This window comes from Pseudomonas sp. 51_B (genome assembly GCF_017491595.1).
GTDB classification, from domain to species: Bacteria; Pseudomonadota; Gammaproteobacteria; order Pseudomonadales; family Pseudomonadaceae; genus Aquipseudomonas; species Aquipseudomonas promysalinigenes.
In genome coordinates, this window is record NZ_JAFGYW010000003.1 from 29132 (window position 1) to 44509 (window position 15378).

General features: G+C 61.2%; 9 protein-coding genes. 5 read left to right on the forward strand and 4 right to left on the reverse strand.

The window, feature by feature from the left end; all coding sequences use genetic code 11:
- The first annotated feature begins 89 nt into the window (after positions 1 to 89).
- Positions 90 to 1334 carry a putative porin gene (locus J5M56_RS05295; protein ID WP_060479808.1) on the forward strand — a complete coding sequence of 415 codons (1245 nt, stop codon included), beginning with the start codon at positions 90 to 92 and terminating at the stop codon, positions 1332 to 1334.
- Between the two features lie 113 nt (positions 1335 to 1447).
- On the opposite strand, the gene J5M56_RS05300 is transcribed toward J5M56_RS05295, so the two are convergent.
- The gene (locus J5M56_RS05300) at positions 1448 to 2569 is read right to left on the reverse strand and encodes a beta-ketoacyl-ACP synthase III (RefSeq protein ID WP_207870191.1); all 1122 of its coding nucleotides are present in this window, start codon (positions 2567 to 2569) and stop codon (positions 1448 to 1450) included.
- Between the two features lie 218 nt (positions 2570 to 2787).
- Positions 2788 to 6693 carry an ATP-dependent RNA helicase HrpA gene (hrpA, locus tag J5M56_RS05305; protein ID WP_207870193.1) on the reverse strand — a complete coding sequence of 1302 codons (3906 nt, stop codon included), beginning with the start codon at positions 6691 to 6693 and terminating at the stop codon, positions 2788 to 2790.
- A gap of 577 nt (positions 6694 to 7270) precedes the next feature.
- On the opposite strand from hrpA, the gene J5M56_RS05310 reads away from it, so the two are divergent.
- Together J5M56_RS05310 and J5M56_RS05315 are read left to right on the forward strand one after the other, a co-directional pair.
- Complete coding sequence (locus tag J5M56_RS05310; RefSeq protein ID WP_186478919.1) at positions 7271 to 8635, forward strand: glutamine synthetase family protein; 1365 nt, start codon at positions 7271 to 7273, stop codon at positions 8633 to 8635.
- A gap of 29 nt (positions 8636 to 8664) precedes the next feature.
- Positions 8665 to 9972 carry an FAD-binding oxidoreductase gene (locus J5M56_RS05315; RefSeq protein ID WP_186478918.1) on the forward strand — a complete coding sequence of 436 codons (1308 nt, stop codon included), beginning with the start codon at positions 8665 to 8667 and terminating at the stop codon, positions 9970 to 9972.
- A gap of 65 nt (positions 9973 to 10037) precedes the next feature.
- On the opposite strand, the gene fadD1 is transcribed toward J5M56_RS05315, so the two are convergent.
- Both fadD1 and fadD2 read right to left on the reverse strand, forming a co-directional pair.
- Complete coding sequence (gene fadD1 / locus J5M56_RS05320; RefSeq protein ID WP_186478917.1) at positions 10038 to 11735, reverse strand: long-chain-fatty-acid--CoA ligase FadD1; 1698 nt, start codon at positions 11733 to 11735, stop codon at positions 10038 to 10040.
- A gap of 268 nt (positions 11736 to 12003) precedes the next feature.
- Entirely contained in the window at positions 12004 to 13692 is a 1689-nt protein-coding gene (gene fadD2, locus J5M56_RS05325) for a long-chain-fatty-acid--CoA ligase FadD2 (RefSeq protein ID WP_186478916.1), read from the reverse strand.
- Positions 13693 to 13899: 207 nt separating this feature from the next.
- Here fadD2 and J5M56_RS05330 point away from each other — a divergent pair, with 207 nt between their 5' ends.
- The gene (locus J5M56_RS05330) at positions 13900 to 14844 is read left to right on the forward strand and encodes an alpha/beta hydrolase (RefSeq protein WP_207870195.1); all 945 of its coding nucleotides are present in this window, start codon (positions 13900 to 13902) and stop codon (positions 14842 to 14844) included.
- A 33-nt stretch (positions 14845 to 14877) separates the two neighbouring features.
- Positions 14878 to 15348, forward strand: a complete 471-nt coding sequence (locus J5M56_RS05335) for a MaoC family dehydratase (RefSeq protein WP_186478914.1) — start codon at positions 14878 to 14880, stop codon at positions 15346 to 15348.
- Positions 15349 to 15378: the final 30 nt, after the last annotated feature.

Sequence of the window (15378 nt, forward strand, 5' to 3'; positions counted from 1 at the left end):
GAACCTGTCTAGCCAGGCCCTTTCCGAAGACATGCCAACACGGGGGTGGGCGCTGAGCCTCCCCGAATATTTTCAGTAGGGAGAACCTTATGCGTCTTGTTTCCACACTTACCGGAGTGAGCCTCACCGGCATGATGCTGGCTATGAGTACTTCGGCCAGTGCAGCTGTCGACGCCAAGCTGCTCGAAATGCTCCGCGCCAATGGCTCGATCAACCAGGCGCAGTACAACGAGCTGCAAGGCGACCTGGCAAAGGAGACCAAGGAAAAGGCCGACCAGAAAGCCCAATCCGACCGTATGAGCGCTTTCGAACAAAAAGTGGCCTGGGCCGCAAAGACTCAGATCAAGGGTGATGTGCGCCTGCGTTACGAGGACGTCAACGTCGACAACCCTATTTCGCGCAGTGGCAACCAGGACCGAGAGCGTGTTCGTGCCCGCGTTGGCTTCTACAGTGAGATCAACCCGCAAGTCGACGCTGGCGTGCGTGTGGCCACCGGCAGCAGCGCCGATGCCCGATCGACCAACCAAAGCCTGGATAACTACTTCGAGAAGAAGTCGCTGTGGGTCGATTTGGCCTACCTCGACTGGCACCCGACCGCTGTGCCGAACCTGCACGTGATCGGCGGCAAGATGAACCAGCCCTGGGTGAGCATGGGCGACATTATCTGGGACAGCGACATCAACCCAGAAGGCGTTGCGCTCACCTACAAAACCAATGCCGGCCCTGCTGAAGTGTTCGGCAGCATCGGCCACTACAACCTCAAGGACAATGTCGACGGCGACGGCGTGCAGTTCAAGCACGATGCCCAGCTTTACGCTGCCCAACTTGGCACCAAATTCAACGCCGCCGATACCGTCAAGGTCACCGTCGGCGCCAGCCTCTACGGCTACGACAATGACAAGGCCTCGGCTGCGCTGCGCTCGCTGGGCAACACCACCGACGAATTCAACCTGGTCGAGGGCTTCGGCCAAATCGATTTCACCGGCTTCGCCATTCCGCTGTCGGCTTATGGCCAGTACGTCAAGAACACCGAAAGCACGGACGGCATGGATACCGCCTGGCTGGCCGGTTTGAAATCGAAAATTGGCGCCTGGAGCCTGGACTACAACTACCGCGACGTGCAGCGCAACGGCGTGGTCAGCCTGTTCACCGACTCTGACTTCGGTAACGGCTTCACCGGTTCACGTGGTCACAAGTTCAAAGTCGGTTACGAAATCGACAAGAACTTCAGCCTTGGCGCAGCCTACCTGATGGCCAAGACCGACTACTCCAACCTGCCCAACAGCAATGCTGACGTAGACACCCTGCAGGTAGATCTGGAAGCCAAGTTCTAAGCTGCATACGCTTTGCTCCACGCTCAAGCGGAAAACACCGACCCCATCCGGTGTTTTCCGCTTTTTTTCGCCCACAAAAAAGGGGCCGCTTTGGCGGCCCCTGCTTGGGTAGCTCAGCGCTTGCGCAGAATCACGCTACCGATCGAATAACCCGCGCCGAACGAACTCAGTACCCCCAATGACCCTTCGGCCAAGTCATCCTGGTACAGATGGAAGGCGATCACCGAACCTGCCGAGCTGGTGTTGGCATATCGATCGAGAATGACCGGTGCCTCGTCTTCGCTCACCTCGCGCCCCAGCAGTTTCTTGACGATCAGGTGGTTCATGCTCAGGTTGGCCTGGTGCAGCCAGAAGCGCTTGACATCGGAAGGCTGCAGGTCGTTTTCACTCAGGTGCTTGCCGATCAGCTCAGCGACCATCGGGCAGACTTCCCGGAATACCTTACGCCCCTCCTGCACGAATAATTTGTCCGGCGCACCCACCCCCTCTTCAGCCGCACGGTTGAGGAAGCCGAAATTGTTGCGGATGTTGTTCGAGAAGGCGGTCTGCAGCTTGGTGCCCAGAATGTCGAATTGATGCGCGGATGTGGCCTTGTCGGCGCGCTCGACCAGCACCGCCGTGGCGGCATCACCGAAGATAAAGTGGCTGTCGCGGTCGCGGAAGTTCAGGTGCCCGGTGCAGATCTCCGGGCTGACCACCAGCAGCGCCCGTGCCTGGCCCAACTGCACACTGTTGGCAGCGGTCTGGATACCGAACGTGGCCGACGAGCAGGCCACGTTCATGTCGAAGGCAAAACCCTCGATGCCCAGCGCTTGCTGCACTTCGATGGCGATGGCCGGGTAAGGGCGCTGCAGGTTGGAGCAGGCGACGATTACCCCATCGACATCCGCCGCAGTACGGCCAGCGCGCTCCAGGGCCTGGCGCGCAGCGGCCACAGCCATTTCACAAAGGATCGACTGCTCGTCGTTGGCGCGCTCAGGCAGGCGCGGTTTCATGCGCTGCGGGTCGAGGATACCGGCCTTGTCCATAACGAAACGGCTTTTGATGCCCGAGGCCTTCTCGATGAAGGCAGCGTCGGAAACCGGCGCTGCTTCCACCTCGCCACGCTCGATGGCGGCGGCGTTGGCCTGGTTGTATTGCGCTGACCAGGCATTGAAAGAGGCCACCAGTTCTTCGTTGGAAATGCTCTGGGCCGGGGTATACAGGCCGGTGCCGCTGATGACGACGTTATGCACGATCGATCCTCTGCTCAAAGGCCATCGCCACGGGGCGTTGGCTCGGAATATGACAGAATAATGGCACTTTAGTACCAGGTTCGAGGCGAGAGTTGTGCCCTCGATCGCGATCGAGCCACCCCTACAGAACGCTGTTATTCACTGCAGGAGCGGATTCGTCCGCGATGGGCCGCAAAGCGGCCCCCAAATTCACTGGAGTGTGCCACAAATCAAGGAAGTTAGCCTTCCACCTGGCTCCACTGTTTGCTCAATCTTTTGTCGGAAATCGGCACCTTGGTACCCAACTGCTGGGCAAACAGCGATACCCGGTACTCCTCGAGCAACCAACGGTACAACGCCAACTGTTCATCGCGCTTGCCTTCCTGAGCATGCTTGTCGGCCCGCGCCTTGTACTGCGCCCACAGGTTGGCCAACTCACCACTCCAGACCCGGTCCTTCTGCACTTGGCTGCCAAGTTTCTCGAGGCGCAACTCCACAGCTTTGAGGTAGCGCGGCAGTTCCTTGAACCAGGCAGCCGGGGTTTCCCGCACGAAGCCTGGGTAGACCAGATTGGCCAGCTGTTGTTTGATGTCGTTCAGCGCCACCGCCTGGCTCAGGTCGATCTTACCCTTGAAGCGCTTCTGCAGGCCGTGCCACAGTTTGAGCACTTCCAGCGTCTGCCGGGCCAGGCGCTCGGCGTGCTCGGCCCAGCTGCCACGCTTGCGCTCGGCCAGCCCGGCGAGGGCGGCGCCGTCACGCGGCAACGTCGCTTCACCGTCTAGGATGCAGCTGTCCAGGCTCGCCAGCAGAATATCCTCGACCAGCGCCTCGACCCGGCCCAGCTCACGGTACAGCAGCCCCAGCTCGGTCAGCCCCGGCAGCTTGCCACGCAGGAACTTGGCAGGCTCGGCCAACTGTTGCAGCAACAGGCGCTGCAGGGCACGACGGTGCTGGAACTCGGCTTCGGCCTGAGTCGAGAAGCGCCCCTCACGTACGCTGCCATTCTCTTCCACCAACGCTGGGTAAACCGTCATCGACAGGCCAGCGATCTTCTGCTGCGCGGTCTGCTTGACCTCACTGAAGGCTTTGGCCTGCACCGGTTGCTCGCTCTTCTCGGTGCGCGGCACGGCCAAGGCAGCTTGGCTGGCTGCGGCAAAGCGCGCAGTCAGCTCGGCAAGGTCGCGGCCTTCGCCGAGGAATTTGCCCTGGCCATCGACCACCTCGATGTTCATGCGCAGGTGGCCTTCGACCAGGTTGACCGACTCGGCCCAGGCCTCATCGGGCACACGTGCGCCGGTCATGCGCAGCAGCTCCTGGCCCAAGGCCTGTGGCAGTGCCCCCTGGCCGAAGCTCATGCGCGCCAGCGAAGCTTTGACGAAGTCCGGCACCGGCACGAAGTTCTTGCGCAGGGCCTTGGGCAGGTTGCGCACCAGCGCTACGCACTTGGCTTCCAGCAACCCTGGCACCAGCCATTCCAGGCGCTCGCCCGGCAGGCTTGGCAGCAGTGGCGCCGGCACCCGCACGGTCACACCATCACGCGAGTGACCCGGCTCGAAGTGATAGCTCAGCGGCAGGCGCAGCTCACCGACCTGCATGCTGTCGGGGTACTGCGCGGCGGTCACTTCACTGGCCTCGCGGGCCAGCACGTCTTCCTCGCGCATGATCAGCAGGTTCGGGTCCTTCTGGCTGTTCATGCGGTACCAGGCATCGAAGGTCGCGGTCTGGTGGATTTCAGCCGGCAGACGGGCTTCGTAGAAGGCGTACAGGGTTTCTTCGTCGGCCAGAATGTCACGCCGGCGGGCTTTGGCTTCCAGCTCGTCGAGCTCTTCGAGCAAGCGCTTGTTGGCAGCCAGGCACTTGGCCCGCGATTGGATCTCACCACCAACCAGGGCTTCACGGATGAATATCTCACGCGATGCGACCGGGTCGATCGGGCCAAAATGCACCGGACGGCGGCCCACCAGGATCAGGCCATACAGGGTGATTTGCTCATAAGCCACAACCTGCCCGCGCTTTTTCTCCCAGTGGGGCTCGAAGTGGTTCTTCTTGATCAAGTGAGTTGCCAACGGCTCGATCCAGTCAGGCTCGATCTTGGCCACCATGCGCGCATAGAGCTTGGTGGTTTCCACCAGCTCGGCGGCCATTACCCACTGCGGGCGCTTGCGGCCAATGCCAGAAGAGGGGTGCACCCAGAAGCGCCGCTGGCGAGCCCCCTGGTAATCACCCTCTTCGGTCTTGTGGCCGATCTGGCTGAGCAGCCCGCTAAGAATTGCCTTGTGTACCTTCTGGTAATCAGAAGGCTCCTTGTTGACCGGCAACTGCAGCTCGCGGCAAATCAGCGACAATTGCCGATGGGCATCGCGCCACTCGCGCAGGCGCAGGTAGTTGAGGAAATGCTTGCGGCACCAGTTGCGCAGCGGGCTGGAGGTCAGCGCCTGGCGTTGCTCTTCGAACCCGCGCCATAGGTTGACCAACGCGGCGAAGTCGGTATCAGCGTCCTTCCACTGGGCATGTGCCTGGTCGGCCGCCTGCTGGCGCTCCGGCGGGCGCTCACGAGGGTCCTGCACCGACAGTGCGCTGGTCACGATCAGCACTTCCTGCAGGCTGCCCTGGCGCGCACCTTCAAGCAGCATGCGGCCCAGCCGTGGGTCGATCGGCAGGCGCGCCAACTGGCGGCCGATGGGCGTCAGCTGGTTCTCGCGATTGACCGCCGACAGTTCCTGCAGCAGGTTGAAACCGTCACTGATCGCCTTGCCATCCGGCGGCTCGATGAATGGGAAGGCATCGATGGCGCCCAGGCGCAGGTGCAGCATCTGCAAAATCACCGCCGCCAGGTTGGTACGCAGGATCTCGGGGTCGGTGAAAGCCGGCCGGCCGTTGAAGTCGTCTTCGCTGTACAAGCGAATGCAGATCCCCGGCTCGACTCGGCCGCACCGGCCTTTGCGCTGGTTGGCACTGGCCTGCGAGACCGCCTCGATGGGCAGGCGCTGGACCTTGGCGCGGTAACTGTAGCGGCTGATGCGGGCGGTGCCGCTGTCGATCACGTAACGGATACCGGGGACGGTCAAGGAAGTTTCCGCCACGTTGGTGGCCAGCACCACCCTGCGCCCGCTGTGCGACTGGAAGATCCGCTGCTGTTCAGCTGGCGACAAGCGCGCGTACAGCGGCAGAATCTCGGTGTGGCGTAGTTGCGCCTTACGCAGAATTTCTGCCGCGTCGCGGATTTCCCGCTCGCCCGGCAGGAATACCAACACATCGCCAGGCCCCTTGCCGACGCTGCGCTCGTGCTGGGCGATCTCGTCGAGCGAAGCAAGAATGGCCTGATCCACTGTGAGGTCGTCTTCGACCTGGTTGCCCTCCTCGTCCTGCTCGCTGGTCAACGGCCGATACCAGGTGTCCACCGGGAACGTACGCCCAGACACCTCGATGATCGGAGCATTGTCGAAGTGCTTGGAGAAGCGCTCCAGGTCGATGGTCGCCGAGGTGATGATCAACTTCAGCTCCGGGCGCCGGTGCAGCAGGGTCTTGAGGTAGCCAAGCAGGAAATCGATGTTCAGGCTGCGCTCGTGGGCCTCGTCGACGATGATCGTGTCGTAGCGCTCGAGAAAACGGTCGTGCTGGGTTTCGGCCAGCAGAATACCGTCGGTCATCAGCTTGACCAGGGTGTTGGCATCGCTCTGGTCTTCGAATCGCACCTGATAACCGACCAGCCCGCCCAGCGGCGTACCAAGCTCCTCGGCAACCCGGGCAGCGACACTGCGCGCGGCGATGCGCCTGGGTTGGGTGTGGGCGATCAGGCCATGGCTGCCGCGGCCCAGTTCCAGGCAAATCTTGGGCAACTGCGTGGTCTTGCCCGAACCCGTTTCGCCAGCGATCACCAGGACCTGATGTTCCGAAAGTGCCTTCTTGATCTCGTCACGCTTGGCGGCAATCGGCAGGCTGTCGTCGTAGCGAATGGTCGGCACACTTTGCTGGCGGGCGGTGACTTGGGCGCAGGAGGCCTGAACCTTTTCCACCCACTGCGCCAGCTTGACCTCGTCGGGGCGTTTGCGCAGTTCATGCAATTGCCGGCGCAGGCGATGGCGCTCGGCGATCATGGCGTGGTCGAGGTTTTGCAGCAGTTTATCGATGGCTTGGTCAGTCATGGGGCTTTTTAGTGATGCAGGTGAGCCTGCTGTTTCATGATCGGCATGCGGAAAGTCCGGCGATTGTGGCAGATTTACCGGCGCTCTGCTGCCTGGAGCTGCCCTTTGGCCGCTAATCCCCTTGCACAAGGTTGTGCGCTTTCTGATCGAGTCCACTCACTGGTAGAGGTATTGGCGGCGAAGAGTTCGGCACAGGTGAACCTGGCAGTTGCGTGCACAAGGCCCCACAAAAAGCCCGCCCAGGCAGCGCGAATGTTTAGCCAAGCCCGATGTGAAGGTTGCCATTCACTGCTTTAATCAACCTTGAGCCGCATGTGAGTATCAAGGGCATGATTCCCGTCCAGACCATCGCCCCACCGTCGTCCCGCCCTTCGCTTACGAAGGCCCGGTCCCACGCCGGTGAAAATCCGCTGGTCCATGTGATTCTCGCCTTCTGGGCCTTGTGGCACTGCCGCCACGCCCGCCCACCAGATGTCTCGCTCACGCCTTTGTGACCCAATGCGGCCGTAGCCTGGCCGTTTGACTCAAATGGACCGCGCCCTTGCGCGGGTCCCATGCGCCTGTGAGCGACACCATCATGCACTTTGCACCTGTAGAGCACGCCAGCCGTTTCCTGGCAGAAAACCCCGATATCGAACTGTTCGAGCTGTTCATCCTCGACGCCAACGGCGTGCCCCGCGGCAAGCTGTTGCACCGTGACGAATTGCTCGCCGTGTACCAGAGCGGTCGGCCGCTGCCAAGCACCATCCTGGGGCTGACCCTAAATGGCGACGACGTGGAAAATTCCGGGCTGGTCTGGGATGTGGGCGATATCGACTGCCGCGCCTACCCGCTGGTTGGCAGCTTGGTACGCTTGCCCTGGCGTCGGGTGCCGACCGCCGCGGTACAGGTCAGCATGCACCCCAGCGAAGGGCTGCCAGCCAGCGTTGCCGACCCTCGCCATGTGCTGCTACGCACCATCGATGCGCTGAAGGCCGACGGTTATCACCCAGTGATGGCCTGCGAGCTGGAGTTCTACCTGCTCGACCAGAAGCGTGATGCCCAGGGCTACCCGCAGCCGGCGCTGGACAACGACGGCGGCCGCCCGCGCAATACTCAGGTTTACGGCCTGCGCGAGCTGGAACAGATCGAGCCGTTTCTTGCCGACCTCTATGCCGCATGCAAGGCCCAAGGTATCCCTGCGCGCACGGCAATTTCCGAATATGCACCCGGCCAGGTGGAGATCACCCTGGAGCATGGCGATGCGCTGCAAGCGATGGACCAGGCCGTGCGCTACAAGCGCCTGGTCAAGGGTGTGGCCCATGCCCACGGCATGCAGGCCTGCTTCATGGCCAAGCCGTTCGCCCACCTGGCAGGCACTGGCATGCACATGCACCTGAGCCTGGCTGACGCTGCTGGCAATAACTTGTTCGCCAGCCAAGACAAAGCTGGCACTCCCCTACTGCGCCAAGCGGTGGCCGGGATGCTCCGCCACCTGCGTGACTCGCTGCTGCTGTTCTGCCCCAACGCCAACTCGTTTCGCCGTTTCCAGGCCAATAGCTACGCACCTTTGGCACCTACCTGGGGTGTCGACAACCGCACCGTGAGCCTGCGCGTGCCCGGTGGCCCGGCCAGCAGCCGGCACATCGAACACCGGATCTGTGGCGCCGATGCCAACCCATACCTGGCCGCGGCCGCCATTCTGGCGGCCAGCCATCGCGGCATCCGCGAGCGTCTGGACCCAGGTGCACCGGTCGAAGGTAACGGTTATGCCCAGGCAACCGAGCACCTGCCTACCGACTGGCTGACCGCGCTGGACGCCCTGGAGCGCTCGCACTGGGCACGCGAAGCGCTGGGCGAGCGCTTTCTCGACGTCTACCTGAAGGTCAAGCGCGCCGAGTACCGACAGTTCATGGCCGAAGTCAGCGAACAGGACTGGCGCTGGTACCTGCACCAGGCCTGAGCCTTACCCATTCAGAACAAGGAACACCGATGAACGCAGCATTGAACAAAGGCCCGGCGCAGCGCGCGCCGTCCTATTACAGCGCCACCCTGAACGATCACAGCGCATACCCACAGCTCAAGGGCACGGTGCAAGCCGATGTGGCCATCATCGGCGGTGGCTTCACAGGCGTCGCCACTGCGGTGGAATTGGCCGAGCGCGGCCTGAAGGTGGCGATCATCGAAACCAACCGTATAGGCTGGGGCGCCAGTGGCCGCAACGGCGGCCAGGTTACTGGCAGCTTGTCAGGTGACGAGGCCATGCGTACGCAGATGCGCAACCACCTGGGCGCTGAGGTCGATGATTTCATCTGGCACCTGCGGTGGCGTGGGCACCAGATCATCGAACAGCGGGTCGAGCGCTATGGCATCGATTGCGACCTCAAGCGCGGGCACCTGCACGCTGCCATGAAACCATCACACATGCAGGAACTGCGCGAGTTCCAGGCCGAGGCCGAACGCCGTGGCATGGGCGACAAGATTCAACTGCTCGACCGCGAAGGGGTGGCCGCGCATCTGCAGAGCCCGCTGTACCTCGGCGCACTCAAGAACATGCGCAACCTGCATCTGCACCCGCTCAACCTGTGCCTGGGCGAAGCCCGAGCGGCCCACAGCTTGGGCGCGCTGATTTTCGAGAATTCCGAAGTTCTGGACATCGTTCACGGCCCACGCCCGGCGGTGGTTACCGCCCACGGCCGGGTCGAAGCACGCCAGGTGATGCTCGCGGGTGACGTTTACCACAAGCTGGAGAAACGCCAGCTCAAAGGCAAGATCTTCCCCGCCATGGGCGGTATCGTCACCACCGCGCCGCTGGGTGAACTGGCCCAACAGATCAACCCACAGGACCTGGCGGTGTACGATTGCCGCTTCGTGCTCGACTATTATCGCCTGACCGCCGACAAGCGCCTGTTGTTCGGCGGCGGGGCCAACTACTCGGGCAAGGACTCGCGGGATATCGAAGGTGAACTGCGCCCTTGCATCGAGCGCACTTTCCCAGCGCTCAAGGGGATACCGATCGAGTTTCAGTGGAGCTGCGCGATGGGCATCGTGGTCAATCGCATCCCGCAACTGGGCAAGCTATCGGACAATGTGTGGTACTGCCAGGGCTACTCTGGGCACGGCATCGCCACCAGCCACATCATGGGCGAGATCATGGCCGAAGCATTGACCGGAACGCTGGAGAAATTCGACACATTCGCCCAGTGCAAGCACGTGCGCGTGCCGATGGGAGACTTGCTGGGCAACCCACTGCTGGCGGCGGGAATGTGGTACTACCAGATGCTGGAGAAACTGCGCTGATCGCTCTGGCCTCTTCGCCGGTTCACCCGCGAGGAGGCCAGTAACGCCGCCCGAAATTCAGAGGATCAGGCGATCTTCTTCAAGCCCTGCTTTTTCAGTTCTTCATCGCGTAGTTCACGGCGCAGGATCTTGCCGACGTTGGTGGTCGGCAATACATCGCGGAACTCGATGTAGCGCGGCACCTTGTATCCGGTGACGTTGGCGCGCATGTGTTCCATCACCTGCTCCTTGGTGACCGTCATGCCAGGCTTGACCACGATGAATACCTTGATTACCTCACCCGACTTCTCGTCCGGCACACCGATGGCAGCGCACTGCAGCACGCCCGGCAAGCCAGCGAGCACATCTTCGAGCTCGTTGGGGTACACGTTGAAGCCTGAGACCAGGATCATGTCTTTCTTGCGATCGACGATACGCATATAGCCATCGGGCTGGATCAAGGCGATATCGCCAGTCTTGAGCCAACCGTCACTGTCGAGGATCTCACGGGTGGCATCCTCGCGCTGCCAGTAGCCCTTCATGACCTGCGGGCCCTTGACGCACAGCTCGCCGGTTTCGCCCAGTGGCAATTCGTTGCCGGCATCGTCGATGATCTTGCACAGGGTCGAGGGCACTGGGATGCCGATGGTACCCACCTGGTTAGCTTCGGACGGATTCACCGCCGCCACCGGGCTGGTTTCGGTCATGCCGTAGCCTTCGCAGATGGCACAGCCGGTCACGCTCTTCCAGCGTTCGGCGACGCTCAACTGCAATGCCATGCCACCGGACAAGGTGATTTTCAGTGCCGAGAAGTCCAAGGCACGAAATGCATCGTTATTGCACAACGCAACGAACAGCGTGTTCAGGCCAACGAAACCGCTGAACTTCCATTTGCTCAGCTCCTTGACCATGGCAGGTAGGTCACGTGGGTTACTGATCAGCACGTTGTGGTTGCCGATCAGCATCATCGCCATGCAGTGGAAGGTGAAAGCGTAGATGTGGTACAGCGGCAACGGTGTGATGAGGATCTCGCAACCTTCATGCAGGTTAGCGCCCATCAGCGCACGACACTGCAGCATGTTTGCCACCAGGTTGCGGTGGGTCAGCATCGCCCCCTTTGCCACGCCAGTGGTACCGCCGGTGTACTGCAGCACGGCCACGTCATTGGCTTGCGGGTTAGCTTCGGTGACCGGTTGGCCATTGCCCAGCGCCAAAGCATCGTTGAAGCGCACGGCGCGCGGCAGGTTATAGGCCGGCACCATTTTCTTCACGTATTTGATCACGCTGTTGATCAGCAGGCGCTTGAGGGGGGGGAGCAAGTCAGCCACTTCGGTGACGATGACGTGCTTGACCTGGGTCTTGGGTACTACCTTTTCGGCCAGATGTGCCATATTGGCCAGGCAAACCAGGGCCTTGGCGCCGGAGTCGTTGAACTGATGCTCCATCTCGCGTGCGGTGTAGAGCGGGTTGGTGTTGACCACGATCAAGCCAGCGCGCATCGCGCCGAATACGGCTACCGGGTATTGCAGGACATTGGGCAGCTGAACGGCAATGCGATCACCTGGCTTGAGGTCTGTGTGCTGCTGCAGCCAGGCCGCGAAAGCGCCTGAGAGCGTATACAGTTCGCCGTAGGTGATGGTCTTGCCCAGGTTGCTAAAGGCCGGTTTATTGGCAAAGCGTTGGCAGGATTGCTTGAGTACCGCCTGGATATTGGGGAATTCGTCAGGATTGATTTCCGCCGTAATCCCGGCTGGGTATTTATCCTTCCAAAAATTTTCGATCATGGAAGCCCACTCCTTCAGCAACAGCGAAGTTCGATTCACGCGTCGATGCGTTTATTATTGATATGTGATGAGGGTTCGTTGCAAACCGGATCATCTGAAAGCGGCCCGAGAGTAACAGCTTTAAATAGGGTCGCCTAGAGGCCATAACCGGCCTTGCAGTCACAAAAGTGACTCAATGAACGATATGGGTCATTTTTAGAGTAATTGACCAAAATGTCGCAAATCAGCCTGAAAGCAGCCCGCTAGAGCTGCTTGGGTTCGTTGGGCGTCAGGCGATATCACGCAACTCTCGGCGTAGAATCTTGCCCACCGGGGTCATCGGTAGCGATTCACGTACCACAATGTGCTTAGGGACTTTGTAGCCGGTGAAGTTGGCCTTGCAGTAGGCCTTCAAGTCATCGACGTTCACCCCCCCTTCACGGGCCACTACGAACAGCTTCACCGCCTCCCCGGAGCGCTCGTCAGGTACGCCGATGGCCGCGCAGTTGGCGACCTGCGGATGGCCCATGACCACCTCTTCGATTTCATTGGGGTAAACGTTGAAGCCCGAGACGATGATCATGTCCTTCTTGCGATCGACGATGCGGGTGAAACCGTCCGGGTCGATCACGGCGATGTCGCCGGTTTTGAACCAACCCTCGGCATCCAGTGCCTGCGCCGTGGCCTCTGGCTGCTGCCAGTAACCCTTCATCACTTGTGGGCCCTTGATGCACAACTCGCCGCGCTCACCCAGAGGTTGTTCGTTGCCATCATCATCGATGACCTTGAAGGCTGTGCCCGCTACCGGTATACCCACGGTGCCGAGGCGCGCCAGCTTGCCGTAGGGGTTGGTGCTGGCTACAGGAGAGGTTTCGGTCAGGCCATAACCCTCGACGATGCGGCAGCCCGTGAGTGCCTCCCAGCGCTCGGCAGTGGCTTTGACCAACGCCGTACCCCCTGAGTTGGTGACTTTCAGTGCCGAAAAGTCCAGCTGGCGGAAGCCCGGATGGTCCATCAATGCGACGAACAAGGTGTTGAGCCCCAGCAGCGCAGAAAAACGCCACTTGCCCAGCTCCTTGATGAACCCCGGGATGTCCCGTGGGTTGGTGATGAGCACGTTGTGATTGCCGGTCACCATCATGCACATGCAGTTCGCGGTGAAGGCATAGATGTGATACAGCGGCAATGGCGCAATCATCACTTCCTGCCCGTCTTTGATCAGCCGCTGGCCGTCCGGGCCATGCTGGGAAAAGCAGGCCAGTACCTGCAGCATGTTGGCTACCAGGTTGCCATGGGTGAGCATCGCGCCTTTGGCCAGGCCCGTGGTGCCGCCGGTGTACTGCAGCACGGCGATGTCGTCCAGCGACTGCGGCACCGGTTTGTGCGCAAGGCTGCGGCCCTCACGCAGTACCTGCTTGAACGCAATGGCTTGGGGCAGGTGGTAGGCCGGGACCATTTTCTTCAGCTTGTCGACCACAGTGTTGACCAGCCAGCCTTTGGCCGTGGGTAGTAAATCCCCCATCTTCGCCTCGATCAGGTAATCGATCGCGGTGTCGGGCAACACCTCCTGGACGCGCTTGCCGAACATGTTCAGGTACACCAGGGCGCGGGCGCCGGAGTCCTTGAACTGGTGGCGCATTTCGCGCTCTGTGTACAGCGGGTTGGTGTTGACCACGATCAACCCGGCGCGCAGGGCGCCGAACACGGCAATCGGATACTGCAGCACATTGGGCATCTGCACCGCGATGCGGTCCCCTGGCTTGAGGTCAGTGTGCTGCTGCAACCAGGCCGCGAAAGCGGCCGAATGGCGCTCGAGCTCTGCATAGTTCAGGGTCACGCCGAGGTTGCTGAAGGCCGGGCGCTCGGCGAAGCGCTCGCAAGAGCGCTCGAACACCTCGACGACCGACCCATAGGCGTCAAGGTCGATGGAGGAAGGCACGCCCTCGGGGCGTTTGTCGTTCCAGAAGTCGGCTTGCATTTATTATTGTTCCTCTGCCTGAGACCGCATCGATTCCTTGCCCTGTGTGTCAGGTGACATAAGGGCGTTGAGCCGACGTTAGCAGGTAAGCCCGAGGTGGCATATACGCCAAGTGCCGCCATTAACATTGTGAATCTTATTTGTGCCCTACCTGCAATTGGGCCGGTTGTGCATACACTGTGCGGTAATCTTAGCGAAGGAATGGCCATGCCCTATGACGCCTACTGGCTGCCAGCCAGCGACCATTGCCGGCTGTACGTGCACCAATGGCGGCCAGCCACGCCGGCCAAGGCCGTGGTGCTGCTGGCCCACGGCATGGCTGAGCATGGCGGGCGCTACCAGCGCCTGGGCCAAGCCCTCTCCGACGCCGGCTACGCATTGGTGGCGCCAGACCAGCGCGGCCACGGGCGCACCGCCGAGCATGGCAGTCTAGGCCTTTTTGCCCGCGAACATGGCTGGGATGCCGTGGTCAACGACCTCGGCTTGCTGGCCCAGCACATCGCTCAGCAATTTCCCTGCACCCCTGTTTTTTTATTCGGCCACAGCATGGGCAGTTACATCGCGCAGGCCTACCTCATCCATCACAGCGCCAGCTTGTACGGGGCCATACTCAGTGGCTCGAACCTGCAACCCGTCGCGCTTTACCGGGCAGCGCGCCTGATTGCGCGCATTGAGGCCTGGCGCCAGGGGCCAACGGGCAAGAGTGCCCTGATCGAGTGGCTGTCGTTCGGTTCATTCAACAATGCCTTCAAGCCCAACCGCACGGCTTTCGACTGGCTCAGCCGCGACCCGGTCGAAGTGGACAAGTACGTCAACGACCCGCTCTGTGGCTTTCGCTGCACCAACCAGCTATGGCTCGACCTGCTGCAAGGGCTGGCGAACATCAGCATGACGTCCAACCTGGCGCAGATCGACCCGAACCTGCCGGTGCTGATAATTGGCGGCGAATGTGATCCGGTGAGTGCCGGCAAGCGTCTCACCCACCTGGCCGATGCCTTGCGCGCGACCGGCAATCGACATGTACAGTTGCGCGTCTATGCTGACGCGCGGCATGAGATGCTCAACGAAACCAATCGGGACGAGGTCACCGCCGACATCCTCGCATGGCTTGAGCAGGCCCTGGCACTCGGCCGCCCTGCTCGCAGCGAATGATATCGGCCTTGTCCGCTCATCAAGGAAACGCCAATGACCCAGGTCACCAACACGCCTTACGAAGCTTTGGAAGTCGGCCAGAAAGCCACCTACGAAAAGTCTGTCGAAGAACGCGATATCCAGCTGTTCGCCGCCATGTCCGGTGACCACAACCCGGTGCACCTGGATGCCGAGTTCGCCGCCAAAAGCATGTTCAAAGAGCGCATTGCCCACGGTATGTTCAGTGGTGCGCTGATCAGCGCCGCTGTGGCCTGCACGCTGCCGGGCCCTGGCACCATTTACCTGGGCCAGCAAATGAGCTTCCAGAAGCCGGTGAAAATCGGCGACACGCTGACCGTGCGTTTGGAAATTCTGGAGAAGCTGCCCAAGTTCAAGGTCCGTATCGCCACGAACGTCTACAACCAGAACGATGAGCTGGTTGTCGAGGGGGTGGCCGAAATCTTGGCACCGCGCAAGCAACAGACAGTGGAGCTTGTATCGCCACCGAATTTCATTGCCAGCTGAGCGCCGCTGTGAGCGTGTTCGCCTGAGAAC

Excerpts from the sequence above, each read along its gene's own strand:
- J5M56_RS05295 (WP_060479808.1), top strand. The coding sequence starts at position 90 with ATGCGTCTTGTTTCCACACTTACCGGAGTGAGCCTCACCGGCATGATG.
- hrpA (WP_207870193.1), bottom strand. The coding sequence starts at position 6,693 with ATGACTGACCAAGCCATCGATAAACTGCTGCAAAACCTCGACCACGCC.
- J5M56_RS05310 (WP_186478919.1), top strand. The coding sequence starts at position 7,271 with ATGCACTTTGCACCTGTAGAGCACGCCAGCCGTTTCCTGGCAGAAAAC.
- J5M56_RS05315 (WP_186478918.1), top strand. The coding sequence starts at position 8,665 with ATGAACGCAGCATTGAACAAAGGCCCGGCGCAGCGCGCGCCGTCCTAT.
- fadD1 (WP_186478917.1), bottom strand. The coding sequence starts at position 11,735 with ATGATCGAAAATTTTTGGAAGGATAAATACCCAGCCGGGATTACGGCG.
- fadD2 (WP_186478916.1), bottom strand. The coding sequence starts at position 13,692 with ATGCAAGCCGACTTCTGGAACGACAAACGCCCCGAGGGCGTGCCTTCC.
- J5M56_RS05330 (WP_207870195.1), top strand. The coding sequence starts at position 13,900 with ATGCCCTATGACGCCTACTGGCTGCCAGCCAGCGACCATTGCCGGCTG.
- J5M56_RS05335 (WP_186478914.1), top strand. The coding sequence starts at position 14,878 with ATGACCCAGGTCACCAACACGCCTTACGAAGCTTTGGAAGTCGGCCAG.